Raw genomic sequence first — 13,590 nt, 5'->3', positions numbered from 1 at the left:
CTTCCTCGGAGGGCTGCGCCCAGACCCCCTGTCGCGCCGCGCGCTCGTCCTCAGGCGCCGGACGGGCTGAGTTCCAGCCCGTCCGGCGCCCGGGGACCGGAGGCCCGGGGGCGGGGACCCAGGGTCGAGGCATGGAGCAGCGGCAGCCCCACCACCGGTACCAGCCACACCGCCACCATCAGCCGGCCGATCGCGATGTCGGGGTGCGCGGCCATGCTCAGCACCCCGGTCCCCGCGGCGCCGAGCAGCAGCACCCCGAACGCCGGGGACCCCCGCAGCGCCCCGAACGCCCCCGCCGCGACCAGCACCAGGAACAGCGGTTCCAGCAGCTGCCTGCGCAGCCACTCCGCCCAGAAGGCGGCCTCCAGGTCGAGGAACTCCTCCCAGGGGTGCTCCCGGTCGGGCCGGAGGTAGTGGTCGGTGAGCAGGTCCTGGAGGCTCTCCGACTCCGACGGGTAGTGGAGCAGCCTGGCGAGCAGGACCGTGCCGACGGCCGCCGCCAGCGTCACCTTCAGCAGGGTCCGCACGGCGGCCCCCGCCTCCCGCCCCGCCCTCCTGCGGCGCACGCCGATCGCACCGGCCGCCCCCGCGAGGCAGACCGCGAGGAACAGCGCCTGCGAGTGCTTCACGGCGAAGAGCAGCGCCAGCGACACCGCCAGCAGCCCGCCGCCCCGCCGCCCGCGCAGCACCAGCGCGCACCCCCACAGCGCCGCCAGGGTGAGCGCCGTCACCGTGCCCTCGGTCATCGGCCGCATCGCGGTCGCGCCCGTCGGCAGGACGTAGTACAGGGCCTGCCCGGCCAGCGCGGAGCCCGCCGGCACGCCCACCGTCCGCAGGACGAGGAACACCAGCGCGCCCCCGGCGGCCGCGATACACACACTCGCCGTCCACACCCCCCACGTCACCCCGAGCAGGGTCACGAACGGCACGAGCAGCAGCGGGTAGCCGGGCCGCACCTCGAAGATCCGCATGAACCGCTCGCTCATGAACGGCGCGGTCCGGCCGGACGTCCGGCCCGCGGCGAGCCGCCGCCCGACGATCCGCTCGTAGTGGCGGCGGCACTGCGCCCGCACCCTCGGCCCCGGATCGGGGGTACGGAAGCGCCGCACGTCCACACCGTGCTTGCGGGATGCCTTCTCGCCGCGGCTCGCGCACAGGTACGCGATGGTCCGCCCCGCCGCCTCCGCCTTGTCCGCGCCGCCCAGGCTCAGCGCGTACGACAGGTAGTTGCGGCTGTCGGGCGTGTCCCGGCCGGTGACGTTGGCCAGCTGCAGACAGCCGAACAGGGCGGCGAGGAACAGCACCCACGCGGCGGGGCGAGCCCTCATGAGCGGGTCAGGGCGTCGCTCGGGGCGCCCGGCGCGGGAACCGCGGGCACCGCCGTGCCCTCGCCCAGCATCAGCAGCCGTACGACCCGTTCCGCGGCGTGCCCGTCGTCGTACCCGCGGAACCGCTCCCGGAAGGCCGCCCGCAGCCGCGCCGACTCCTCGTCCCGCCAGGCGCCCGACGCGAACAGCCGGGCCAGCCCGTCCTCGTCCCGGGTGACATGGCCCGGCGGCCGCTCGGTGACGTCGAAGTACAGGCCGCGCGCGGCCCGGTAGGTGTCCAGGTCGTAGGCGTGCAGGACGATCGGCCGGTCGAGGTGCGCGTAGTCGAACATCAGCGACGAGTAGTCGGTGACCAGGGCGTCGGAGGCGAGCAGCAGGTCCTCGACCAGCGGTTCGTCGGTGACGTCCAGCAGGAGCCCCCGCCCGGCCAGGTCCCGCAGCGCGAGACCGCGCTCGTGGTGCCGGGCCAGCGACGGGTGCAGCCGGACCGCGAGGACGTGGTCGCCGGGCAGCCCCGCGGCCAGGCGCTCCAGGTCGCAGGCGGGCGCGTAACCGCCCTGGCGGTGGTCGCGGTGGGTCGGCGCGTACAGGACCAGGGTGCCGTCCTGCGGGACGCCCAGGCGCTGCCGCACGGACTCGCGGCGGCCCGGTTCCGGCCGCACCAGGCAGTCGTTGCGCGGGCTGCCCGAGCGCAGGGAGACGAAGCCGCACGGGTAGGCGCGGTCCCAGACCAGCTCGGAGTGCGGGTTCGCGGCCAGGCTGTAGTCCCAGCGGTCGGCCCGCCGCAGCATCTTCGGGACGCTGAAGCCGCGCCGCGCGCCGGGGTACCTGAGCAGGTCGGCGCCCATCGACTTCAGCGGGGTGCCCTGGTGCGTGTGGACGTGGACGGCGCCCGCGCGCTTCACCAGGTCGTCGGCCCAGTTGACGTTGTTGACCAGGTACGCGGCCCGTGCCGTGACCCTGCGGTAGGCGCGGCTGCCCGGCAGGACGTGCTCGACACCCGGCGGCAGCGCGTCCACGTGGTCCTTCCCGACCACCCACACCGACCGGATGTGCGGGGCCAGCTCCCGGGCCTTGCGGTGGATCGCGGCCGGGTCGCCGAGGACACCGCGGTGCGAGAACGCCGAGTACACCGCCAGGTTCGGGTCGAGCGCACGCCACAGGACCAGCCGCCCGTGCAGTGCGAGCAGCACCCGGCGCAGCCGGCGCCGCCACACCCGCAGGCGCCTGCGCAGACCGGCCCGCTTCACGGCGGCGACGCGGTGCAGCGCGTAGAGGGCGTACGGGGCACGGGCGAGCAGGGCCAGGGAGGTGCGCGGGACGTGCGCGCCGGGCCGGTGGCCGTCCGGGCGGTAGGCGCGCAGGTCCCGGGCCGCGCGCCGGTGGAACTCGGGGCGCGAGGACGGCGGTACGCGGTCCCGCTGCCGCAGGATGAAGAGGTAGTGGTCCGCCATGTGGTCGTAGAGGAAACCGCGCCACCGCTCCAGCGCCGGACGCTCCCCGATGAACCGGAACAGCCGCTCGTACTGCGCGAACACCTCGAAGTGCTCCCGGCTCGGCGTGCGCATCGCGTTGCCCTGGCGGCGCTGCCGGTAGTACACGCACACCCGGTCGACGAGGGCGATCGTGCGGGCCGTCCACAGCGTCTGGTAGACGACGACCGCGTCCTCGTAGAAGCCGGTCGGGAAGGCGAAGCCGCCCTCGCGGAAGAAGTCCAGGCGGTACGCCTTGTTCCACACGACCGTGAACAGGTCGAGCAGCTCCGGGCGTTCGGCGACCGTGAACACCTCCGGGCCCGGCGCGGCGAACACCCCGGCGTCCCGGTTGCGCTTCACCGCGCCGTACCAGTGCGTGCGCGCGTAGTCGAACAGGACGATGTCCGGCCGCGCGGTCGCGTCGATGCGCTCGGCGACCGCCCGCAGCGTGCCCGGTGTGTAGCTGTCGTCGCTGTCCAGGAACAGCAGGTACTCGCCCCGGGCCAGCCGCGCGCCGTGGTTGCGGGCCGGGCCGATGCCGCCGTTGACGGGCAGGTGCACCGCCACGACCCGCTCGTCGCGGGCCGCGAACTCGTCGACGATCGCCGGGCTGCCGTCCGGCGAGCGGTCGTCGACGACGATCAGCTCGAAGTCGCCGTAGGACTGGTCGAGGACCGACTCCAGACAGGTGCGCAGGTAGCCCTGCACGTTGTGGACGGGCACGACGATGCTGAAGCGGGGCATGGCACTTCCAGGTCCGGGAACTTGCTGGGTCGTCGGGAGGGGGCGCAGGGGAAGGGCGCAGCGGGAGGGGCCGTGCGCGGGCGGGCCGGCGGCATCAGCGCGCCGGCGTGCGGGGGTGCGGGACGACCGCGGCCGGTACCGGCAGCCGCTCCCGCAGCGGGATCACCGGTGGCAGCTCCTCCTCGGGCTGCCCGAGGAGCACCCGGCGCACGACCCGTTCGGCCGCCTGCCCGTCGTCGAACGCGCAGAACCGCTCACGGAACCGGGCCCGCAGCTCGGCGGAGCGTCCGTCCGCCCACGCGCCCGACGTGAGGACCCGGATCAGCTCCTCCTGCGTACGGGCGACATGGCCCGGCGGTCGGGCCGGCAGGTCGAAGTAGACGCCCCGGGTGTCCCGGTAGACGTCCCAGTCGTCGGCGTACGTGACGATCGGCCGGTCGAGGCAGGCGTAGTCGAACATGATCGACGAGTAGTCCGTGATCAGCGCGTCCGAGGCCAGGCAGACGTCCTCGGTGTCCCGCAGCGACGTCACGTCGATCAGCCGGCCGTCCGCCACGGCCTGCCGCAGACCGGCATCGCCGTCGAGGAAGTAGTGCGCCCGCAGCAGCACCACGAACCCCGGCCCGAGCGCGTCGCAGAACCGCGCCAGGTCGAACTGCGCCGCCACGTCACGCGGGTAGTCCCGGTAGGTCGGCGCGTACAGCAGCGCGATCCGGCCCTCGGGGACGCCGAGCCGCGCGCGGATCGCGGCCACCTCGTCCGGGGTCGCCGTCCAGTAGCGGTCGTTGCGCGGATAGCCGTACTCCAGATGGGTGAAGGCGCTGGGATAGGCGCCCGACCAGACCTCCGTGGAGTGGGCGTTGGAGGAGAGGGAGAAGTCCCAGCGGTCCACCCGCCGCATCAGCCGGCCGAAGTTCCCGGTGGCCGCCGCGACGGCCCGGTACTCGATCTGGTCGACGCCCATCCGCTTCAGCGGGGTCCCGTGGTGCGTCTGGACGTGCACGGTGCCGGGGCGCTTGCGCACGGCGGTCTCGAAGTTGACGTTGTTGAAGGTGTACTTGGCGCGCGCCATCACCTCCCAGTACCGCCGGCTCCCGATCACCACGCTCTCCACGTCCCCGGGCATGTGCGGCAGCTCCCTCTCCTTCACCAGGAACACCGACCGGATGTGCGGGGCCAGTTCGCGCGCCTTGCGGTGGACGGCCGCGGGGTTGCAGGCGTAGCCGCGGCCCCAGTAGGCGGCGAAGACGGCGAGGTTCCCGTCCACCGGCCTGCGCAGGTACCAGGCGTACAGCAGGGCGCGGCGCCTGCGCAGCGCGGAGCGGGCCACGTGCGCCCGCGCGCGCTCCGTCCACCGGACGAGGGCCGGCAGGACGCGGAACGCCGTGTACGCGCCCCGGCGCAGCAGACGGGCCCGCAGCCCTCCGGCGCGGTGGCCCGCCGGGCGGTGGCGCCGGTAGAGCCTGCCCGCGCGCCGGAAGAAGGCCCGGCCGCAGGGGGTGGCGGCGGCCCGGTCGAGGACCTCGGCGAAGAGCTGCCCGAACAGGGTGCGCAGCCGGTCCCCGGCGAGTCCCTGCCCGGCGGCCCGCTCCAGCACCAGTCCGACCTGGTCGAGGAGGTCGTGGCCGCCCGCCGCGTCGCCCGGCGTGACGCGGCTCCGCCGCGGTTCGTGGTGCCGTACGCACACGGCGGGCAGTACGGCGGTCTCCACGGCGGCCAGGGTCACCAGTCCCCGCCAGCCGATGTCCGCGCGGTGGGTCCGGGCCGGGGCGAGTTCGGCGGCGTGGTCGCCGAGGAACGCACGGCGGTAGGCGGCGGCCCGGACGGGCGGCAGCCGGACGCCGCCTCCGGGGCCGTCCTCGAACAGCTCCGTCACCGCGGGCCCCTCCCACCACGGGACGCGCTCGTGTCCGAGGTACAGGACGTCCACGTCGCCGGTCTCCCGCAGGCGGGCGTCCACCGCCTCGAGGGCCCCCGGCGACAGGGTGGTGTCCGTGTCGAGGAGCAGCAGGTACGTGCCGGTGGCCGCCTCCGGGGAGTCCGCCGGGACGACCCTGGGGTCCCGCGCGGCGTACTCGGCGACGACGGCTTCCGCCGGGGAGCCGGGGGCGGCACGGACCGGGATCAGCTCGAAGTCGGGAAAGGACTGGTCGAGGACCGAGTCGAGTGCGGACGGGAGTCGCCCCGGGCCGCCTTGGATGGGGACGATGACGCTGAAGCGGGGCAAGGGGAATCCATGGGTCGGCTCGGGTGTACTGACCGGAAACGGCCAAAGGGGTGACCCGGTTACGCCGGATGCTGCATATGGGGGACGCCGCGGGGACGGGCGGAGGAGCGGACCGGACCGGCGACGGCCCGCTCGCGCGAGGGCGGTCCGGACGACAGGGGGCCGTTCCGGACGTTCGAACGTTCCGCTCGGTGCGGTCATCCCTTTTGCGCGGGGATCAGGGTGTGTCGGCGAAAGGGACGGAGATTCCCGGTGCCGGCACCGGGGCGAGCGCGGCGGCGGGGATCCGGCTCGCCGCGGACGGCACCGGACGGCGCTCCCGCGGCGGCACCACCGCCGGCAGGCCGGCCGTCTCGCCGAGCACCACACGGCGTACGACGCGCTCGGCGGCCCGGCCGTCGTCGTAGGGGCAGAAGCGCTCCCGGAAGGCGCCGCGCAGCTGCGTGGAGCGCGAACCGCGCCAGTGGCCGGTCGCGAAGATGTCGATCAGCTCGTCCTCGGTGCGCGCGATCGCGCCGGGCGGGAACGTACGCAGGTCGAAGTAGGTCCCGCGGGCCGCCTCGTACGCCTCCCGGTCGGCCGAGTGGATCACGATCGGCCGGTCCAGGCCCGCGTAGTCGAACATCAGCGACGAGTAGTCGGTGACCAGCGCGTCCGAGGCGAGGCAGAGCGACTCGACGCCCGGGTGGTCCGACACGTCGATCAGCCGGCCGCCGCCCGCGGGCGGCGGGGCCCCCCGGTAGGCGGGGCGCGCGCGGGACAGCAGGACGAACCGCGGGCCGAGCCGGCGCAGCACCCGCTCCAGGTCGAGCGCGGTGCGCCGGGTACGGCGGTAGTCGCGGTGCGTCGGCGCGTACAGGATCGCGATCGCGCCCTCGGGGATGCCGAAGGACTCGCGCAGCCGGGCCACGTCCGCGGACGTGGCCCGCTGGAACACGTCGGTGCGGGGCTGGCCGTACTCCAGCGTCGTGTAGCCCGCCGGGAAGACGCGCTCCCAGACGAGGGTGGAGTGGCGGTTGCCGGACAGGCAGTAGTCCCACCGGTCGGCGTCGCGCAGCACCTCGGCGAAGTCCGTGTCCCGCGCCGCCGCCGGGCGGTCCTGGAGGTCCAGGCCCATGTGCTTGAGCGGGGTGCCGCGCTGCGTCTGGACCAGGACCTGGCCGGGCCGCTTGACCAGCCGGGGGTCGAAGCCGACGTTGCCGACGAGGTACTTGGAGCGCGCGAGGGCCGTCCAGTACGCGGCGGAACCGGGCGTCAGCGTGCGTGTCCCGGTGGGGACCGTGTGGTGGAACGCGGGATCCGCCGCCCACGCGGTGCGCATGCCCGGCACATGCGTGCGGAACGCGGCCTCCAGGGCGCCGGGGTTGCAGCCGTAGCCGCCTCCCCGGTGGCCGCCGAACACGGCGTGACCGGTGCGCAGGGGCAGCCGGCGCTGGAGCCCGTAGTGCAGCCGGAGCGCGGCGGTCCGCACCCCGCGGGCCAGCGCCCCGGCCAGCCGCGCGACGCGGCGCTTCAGCCGCGTCGCCGCCCACAGGGCGCGGTACGTGCGGTGGCTGCCGAGGCGTACCAGGGCGTGCCGCAGCCGGTTGCGCTCGGGCACGCCCGTGTCGCCCGCGCGGTGGCGCAGGTAGTGGGCGCGGGCCTTGCGCAGGAACGCGCCGCGCGAACCGCGCGGCAGCCGGTCGCGCTTGAGGAACACGGCCGACAGGTGGTCGACCATGCGCTGGAAGAGGATCGGGCGCCAGCGGTCCAGCTCGGGGTGCGCGTCGAGGTGGGCGAAGACCCGGTCGTACTGGTCGAAGATGTCGAAGTGCCGGGGGCTGGTCGTACCGAGGATGCTCCCCCGGCGGCGCTGGCGGTAGTGGACGCAGACCCGGTCGAGCGTCGCGATGGTCTCCGCGGCCATCAGGACCGGGTACGTCCAGGGGGTGTCCTCGTAGAAGCCCGGCGGGAACGCGAACCCCTGCCGCTCGACGAACTCCCGGCGGTACGCCTTGTTCCACACGACCACGAGGACGTTCAGCAGCCCCGGCCGGTCGTCGAGCCGGAACGGCGCCGGGCCCTCCTGGTGGAGCTGTCCCGCCTCGACGTTGCGGATCGTCTCGCCCGACCAGAACGTGCGCGCGTAGTCGTAGACCAGGACGTCCGGGTCGTCGGTCTCCCCGATGCGGCGGGCGATCTCCCGCAGCGCGTGCGGGGTGAGGGTGTCGTCGCCGTCCAGGAAGACCAGGTAGTCGCCGGTCGCGTACCGCATGCCCGCGTTGCGGGCCCGGCCCAGGCCCACGTTCTCCTTCAGGTGCACGGCTCTGACCCGCGGGTCGCGCGCCGCGAACTCGTCGGCGATCGCGCCGCAGGCGTCCGGCGAGCAGTCGTCGACGGCGATCAGCTCGAAGTCGGTGAAGGACTGCTCCAGGACCGATGCCATGCACTCGTGCAGATACGCCTGCACCTGGTAAGCGGGGACAATGACACTGAACCGGGGCAAGGGACATCCAGAAGTCGGCGCGGCCATATGGCCCGGCCAACGGCCGAAGGGGTTACGTGGTTACGCCGGATGCGGCATGTGGGGGACCCCGGGGACGCGCGAAGGGGCGGACCGGTGACGGTCCGCCCCTGGAAAAGCGCAGGGTGGAGGCTACTTCACCGCCCCCGCCATCACGCCGGACACGAACTGCCGCTGGAACGCGAAGAACACGGCCAGCGGGATCACCATCGAGATGAACGCGCCGGGCGCGAGCGTCTCGATGTTCCCGGAGAACTGCCGCGTCTGCTCGGTCAGCGCGACCGTCAGCGGCCGTGAGTCGGAGTCCGAGAAGATCAGCGCCACCAGCATGTCGTTCCACACCCACAGGAACTGGAAGATGCCGAGCGAGGCGATGGCCGGCCCGCCCAGCGGCAGGATCACGGTCGCGAACAGCCGGGTCTCGCCCGCGCCGTCGAGCCGCGCCGCCTCCAGGAGCTCCCGGGGGATCTCCGCGAAGAAGTTGCGCAGCAGGAAGATCGCGAACGGCAGGCCGAAGCCCACGTGGAAGAGGACCACGCCGAGGACGCTGCCGAAGATCCCCAGGTCGCCGAAGAGGTCGGCCAGCGGGATCAGGGCGATCTGGATGGGCACCACCAGCAGGGCCACCACGGCCACGAACCACCAGTCGCGGCCCTTGAAGTCCATCCAGGCGAACGCGTACCCGGCCATCGCGCCGATGACGACGACCAGGACGGTCGCGGGCACCGTGATCAGCACCGTGTTGAGCAGGGCGTCGGTGATCTCCTCCTTGCCCAGCAGCGTCGAGTAGCTCTCGGTGGTGAGCTGGGAGGGCTTGGTGAAGACGTCCCACCAGCCGGAGTCGGCGATGTCGGTCGGGTCGCGGAACGACGAGGCGAGCAGCCCGACGGTGGGCGTCACCCAGAGCAGCGCGACCAGGATCAGGAAGACGCGCATCACGCCGCCCGCCGCGCCGCCCGCGAGCCGGGAGCCCAGCGAGCGCCGGGGCGGACCGGACCCGTCCACGGCCGCGTCGGACGGCCGCCCGGCCTTTCCGGCCTTCCCGGGCTCCCCGGGGTCCTTCAGAGGTACGGAGGGTGCGGTCACCGTCGGCGCTCCCTTCGCAGTCGGCGGATGTTGACGATCATCACCGGCATCACCAGGAGCAGCAGGACGATGCCGATCGCGCTGCCGAGCCCCTGGTTGTTGCCGCCGCCGAAGGACGCGTTGACCAGTTGCAGGGCCAGTACGTTGGCCTCGTCCTGGCTGGGCTGCGGGGCGATGATGAAGACCAGGTCGAAGATCTTCATCACGTTGATCATCAGGGTGATCAGGACGACGACGAGGACCGGCGCGAGCAGCGGCACCGTGACACGGCGGAAGACCTGCCACTCGTTGGCCCCGTCGACCCGCGCCGCCTCCAGCAGGTTGCGGTCCACCCCCGCCAGGCCCGCCGCGATGAGCACCATCGCGAAACCCGCCCACATCCAGGCGTACGCCCCGATGATGGCCGGGGTGACCAGGCTCGGGCCGAGCCAGTCGACGCCGTTGTAGGCCGCCGCGAAGTTCGACCCGGGCAGCCTCAGCCGTGCCCCGTCGGCCGACGCGGGCAGCGTGAACGTACCGTCGTCGCCCGCCTTCGCGGAAGCGACCACCTTGCCGTCCTTGACCGCCTCGACCTCGATGCCGGGCAGCGCCTTCTCACCCCCGTCGACGGCGCCCTTCTGCCCGCCGCCGCCCAGCTTGAAGTCCAGCCAGACCGTGCCGGACACCCCGTCGCCCGACGGCTCGGCGGACTCGGCGTCACCGGGGTCGCCCGGCACCTTGTCCGGGGCGATGCCGACCAGCGGGAGCAGGGCCGGCGAGCCCGCGCTCACCGTGCCCGTGGAGGTGAACGCACCCCCGCCGGACGCCTTGAGGTCGCTCTCCGTGGACGGGCGCGCCTTCGGGTAGACCGACGACTCGGCGAACGTGTCGTGCACGCCCGTCACCACGGCGTTGGCCACGCCCTGGTCGGGGTCCGCCTCGTACACGAGCCGGAAGATGATGCCCGCGGCGAGCATGGAGATCGCCATCGGCATGAAGATGACCAGCTTGAACGCCGTCGACCAGCGCACCCGTTCGGTCAGCACGGCGAAGATCAGGCCGAGGCCGGTGACCAGCGCAGGGGCGACCGCCACCCAGATCGCGGTGTTCTTGACCGCGGTGAAGGTGGCGTCGTCACCGAACAGGTCGCCGTAGTTGCCGAGGCCCACGAAGCCCGAACCGTCGGCGTCGTACAGACTGCGCCAGACCGAGTACCCGATGGGGTAGACCACGAGCGCGCCGAGCAGCACGAACGCGGGCAGCAGGAAGAGACCTGCCACCCACGGGCGCGTACCCATCACGCTCTTGCGTTTCCCGGCGGGGGGCACCGGGTTCGCCGGTCCCCCCGCCGTCGTCAGCTGCGACGCCATGGGCGGCCGTCAGCCCTTGTACGCCTTGGCGGCGGACGTCTCCAGCTGTTGCTGGACGCCCTCGACGTCCGAGGGGTCCTTCAGGAAGTCCTGGAGCGCCTTCCACTCGCCGGTGCCCTGGGTACCGCCGAAGGCGGCCGGGGCCCGGTCGGACATGTCGAAGCGGAAGTCGTCGCCGGCCGCGAGCAGCGCCTTGGCGATGTCCCGGGTCACGTCGTCCTTGTACTTCTCCTGGTCCACCTCCTTGTTCGGGGAGATGAAGCCGCCCTGCGCCGCCCAGATCTCGGCCGCGTCGGTCGACGCCAGGAAGGTCAGCAGGGCCTGGGAGCCCTTGTCGTCCTTCAGCGCCACCGCCACGTCACCGCCGCTGACCACCGGGGACGCGTCGCCGACCGCCGGGAAGGGGAACACCTTGGCGTCCGTGCCGATCTTCGCCTTCGTGTCGGCGTTGATGTTCGCCGCGACGAAGTCGCCCTCGTAGACCATCGCCGCCGGGGTGTCGCCCGAGAAGGTGTTCGTCACCGACTTGGGGAACTCGGTGCGCAGCGCGCCGGCCTTGCCGCCCGCGATCAGGTCGTCCTTGCCCCACAGCTGGGCCAGCGTGGTCAGGGCCTCCTTCACCGAGGGGTCCGTCCACTTGATCTTGTGCTCGGCCAGCTGGTCGTACTTCTCCGGGCCCGCCTGCGAGAGGTAGACGTTCTCGAACCAGTCGGTGAGGGTCCAGCCGTCCTGCCCGCCGATGGACACGGCGGGCGTGCCCGCGTCCGACAGGGTCTGCGCGGTCTGCACGAACTCGTCCCAGGTCTTCGGCTCGGCGGTGATCCCCGCCGCCTCGAACGCCGCGGTGTTGTACCAGACCAGCGACTTGTTGGCGGCCTTCGCGTAGACGCCGTACTGCTTGCCCTCGTACGCGCCCAGGTCCTTCCAGCCCGCGGAGAAGTTCTTGTCGAGCTGCGCCTGCGCCTCGGGGCCCAGCGGTTTCACCCAGCCCTTCTGGGCGAACTGGTGCAACACACCGACCTGCGGCAGGAACGCCACGCTCGGCGGCTTGCCGCCCTGGATCTTCGTGCCCAGGAAGGTGGAGGTGTTGTTGCCGGTGGGCACGAAGCTGACCTCGGCGCCCGTCCGCTTCTCGAACTCGTCCAGGACCTTGGTGAAGTTCTCCTGCTCGGGGCCGGTCCACACGGCCGCCACCTCCAGCTTCTGGCCGTCCAGCTTGGGGAGCTCCACACTGGGGGCGGCCTTGGTCCCGCCGCCGCTCCCCTCGTCGTCCTTTCCGTCGTCGTCGCCACCGCACGCCGTGAGCGTGAGCGCCATCGCTCCCGCGACAAGGGTCGCCGCGGCCCTCGCGGCCCGGCCCCTCCCGTGCGGCCTGCCCTGCGGCCCGCTGGTGCGAAGAATGCTGCTGCGCATGGTTTGCCCCGTTCTCCATCGAACGCCCGAACGCACGAACGCCCGACTGTCCGGGCGCTGTCCCGTGCGCTCTTGGTCTACGCCCGTCCGCTCGGCGGCGGCAAGAGCGCCTGCGGTGTCGGGGCCGTGATCGTAATCGCGTCGTGACGTGGGGAGTTGGGGAACTGAGTGGATGGGGGTGAGGTGTCGGGTGCGGGTGGGTGGGGGCCGGTCGCGCAGTTCCCCGCGCCCCTGAGGGGCACGAGCACAGCCGTGCCCCTCAGGGGCGCGGGGTCACAGGAGTGAGGGGACCTCCGTGGCCGCGACGGAGCGGGCGGCCCGTTCCAGGGCGCTGGCCAGCAGGGCCAGGTCCGTCGGGCCGTTCCCCAGCTCGCGGACGGGCCGCCGCGCGGGCGGATCCCCCATCCGGGCCCACTCCAGCGGGACCACGGTGGGCCGCAGCGTGGCCGTACGGGGGATCCGCCCCGTGACCCGCCCGCCCTGGAACGGCGTGAACCGCCCGCCGGGCCCGAGGAGCCGTCCCCGGCCCGGCGCCGGTTCCTCGGGCCCGCTCCCCGGAGCCTCCAGGACGACCCGGGCCCCGGCGCGCCGGGCCAGCTCCGTCTCCTCCGTACGCGCGCCGCCCCCGGTCGCGGCCACCAGATGCACCCCGAGCCGCGCCCCGTCCCGGGCGACCCCCTCCAGGGCCCGCACGACGGACCCGGCGGCCGGGCGGCCGGGCGAACCCAGCGCGGGGGACAGCAGCGCGTCCAGGTCGTCGACGACCACGACGAGCCGGGGGAGCGGGTTCCCCGCGTCCGGCCGGGGCCGGGCCCCGGCGGGCCGCAGCCGCAGCGTGGCACCGGAGGACGTGTCGGGATCCGCCGCACCGGACGCCTCCGCCGGGGCCGAACCGCCCGGAGCGCCGGCCGCCCGCTGGGCGGCCGTCCGGCCCGCCGCCCCACCCGCCCGTGCGTGCCACTCGGTGAAGTCGAGGCGCCCGAGCAGCTCGGCCCGCCGCTTCAGCTCGGCGGACAGGGACTGGGCGAAGTCCCGCATCCGTACGGGATCGTGGGCGCCCAGGTGCGTCGTGACGTGCGGCAGGTCCGTGCAGACCCGGAGCCCGTCCCCCTGCGCGGCCACGCCACCGCTCCCCGTGCCGTCCCGTCCGTCGACCAGCACGATGCCGAGCCGGTCGGGCCGCTCCGCGGCGGCGAGCGACGCGGCGACGGAACGCAGCAGCTCCGTGCGCCCGCTGCCCGGCGGTCCCTCGATCAGCAGGTGCGGGCCCTCGTGCGCGTCCGCGAGGTCCACCCCGACGGGCCCGCGCGGCCCGGCGCCGAGCACGGCCGCGGCCCGGCCGCCGAGCGCCTCGGGATCGTCGGCCGCGTCCGCCCAGCGCGTCATCAGGGACGCGGGGGTCGCCCGCGCCAGGCCCAGCTCGTCCAGCAGCCGCGCGGTCTGGGGCAGCGGCGCGGACACGCGC

General features: G+C 73.8%; 8 protein-coding genes. All 8 read right to left on the bottom strand.

Translation table 11 applies throughout. The features are described 5' to 3' along the window. Positions 1-50: 50 nt before the first annotated feature. Positions 51-1,328, bottom strand: coding sequence for a hypothetical protein (locus KM933_RS33050; RefSeq protein ID WP_260334516.1), 1,278 nt, complete (start codon positions 1,326-1,328; stop codon positions 51-53). Beyond that, positions 1,325-3,547 carry a bifunctional glycosyltransferase/CDP-glycerol:glycerophosphate glycerophosphotransferase gene (locus KM933_RS33045; RefSeq protein ID WP_221359280.1) on the bottom strand — a complete coding sequence of 741 codons (2,223 nt, stop codon included), beginning with the start codon at positions 3,545-3,547 and terminating at the stop codon, positions 1,325-1,327. The genes KM933_RS33050 and KM933_RS33045 overlap by 4 nt, the downstream gene beginning before the upstream one ends. Positions 3,548-3,641: 94 nt before the next feature. Further along, entirely contained in the window at positions 3,642-5,774 is a 2,133-nt protein-coding gene (locus KM933_RS33040; RefSeq protein ID WP_221359278.1) for a CDP-glycerol glycerophosphotransferase family protein, read from the bottom strand. A gap of 217 nt (positions 5,775-5,991) precedes the next feature. After that, positions 5,992-8,259, bottom strand: a complete 2,268-nt coding sequence (locus KM933_RS33035; RefSeq protein WP_221359276.1) for a bifunctional glycosyltransferase/CDP-glycerol:glycerophosphate glycerophosphotransferase — start codon at positions 8,257-8,259, stop codon at positions 5,992-5,994. Between the two features lie 150 nt (positions 8,260-8,409). Next, positions 8,410-9,213, bottom strand: coding sequence for a carbohydrate ABC transporter permease (locus KM933_RS33030; RefSeq protein WP_221359321.1), 804 nt, complete (start codon positions 9,211-9,213; stop codon positions 8,410-8,412). A 146-nt stretch (positions 9,214-9,359) separates the two neighbouring features. Then, a complete protein-coding gene (locus tag KM933_RS33025) occupies positions 9,360-10,712 on the bottom strand; it encodes a carbohydrate ABC transporter permease (RefSeq protein WP_221359274.1) in 1,353 nt (450 codons plus the stop codon). A 9-nt stretch (positions 10,713-10,721) separates the two neighbouring features. Beyond that, positions 10,722-12,125: an ABC transporter substrate-binding protein gene (locus tag KM933_RS33020; protein WP_221359273.1), complete on the bottom strand. Its 1,404-nt coding sequence runs from the start codon at positions 12,123-12,125 to the stop codon at positions 10,722-10,724. Positions 12,126-12,398: 273 nt separating this feature from the next. Then, positions 12,399-13,590: FtsK/SpoIIIE domain-containing protein (locus tag KM933_RS33015; RefSeq protein WP_260334515.1), on the bottom strand; the 1,192-nt coding region annotated here is incomplete at its 5' end.

It is taken from the genome of Streptomyces beigongshangae (assembly GCF_019710745.1).
In the GTDB taxonomy this organism is placed as follows: Bacteria; Actinomycetota; Actinomycetes; order Streptomycetales; family Streptomycetaceae; genus Streptomyces; species Streptomyces beigongshangae.
This window is presented reverse-complemented; position numbering and strand designations above follow the sequence as displayed.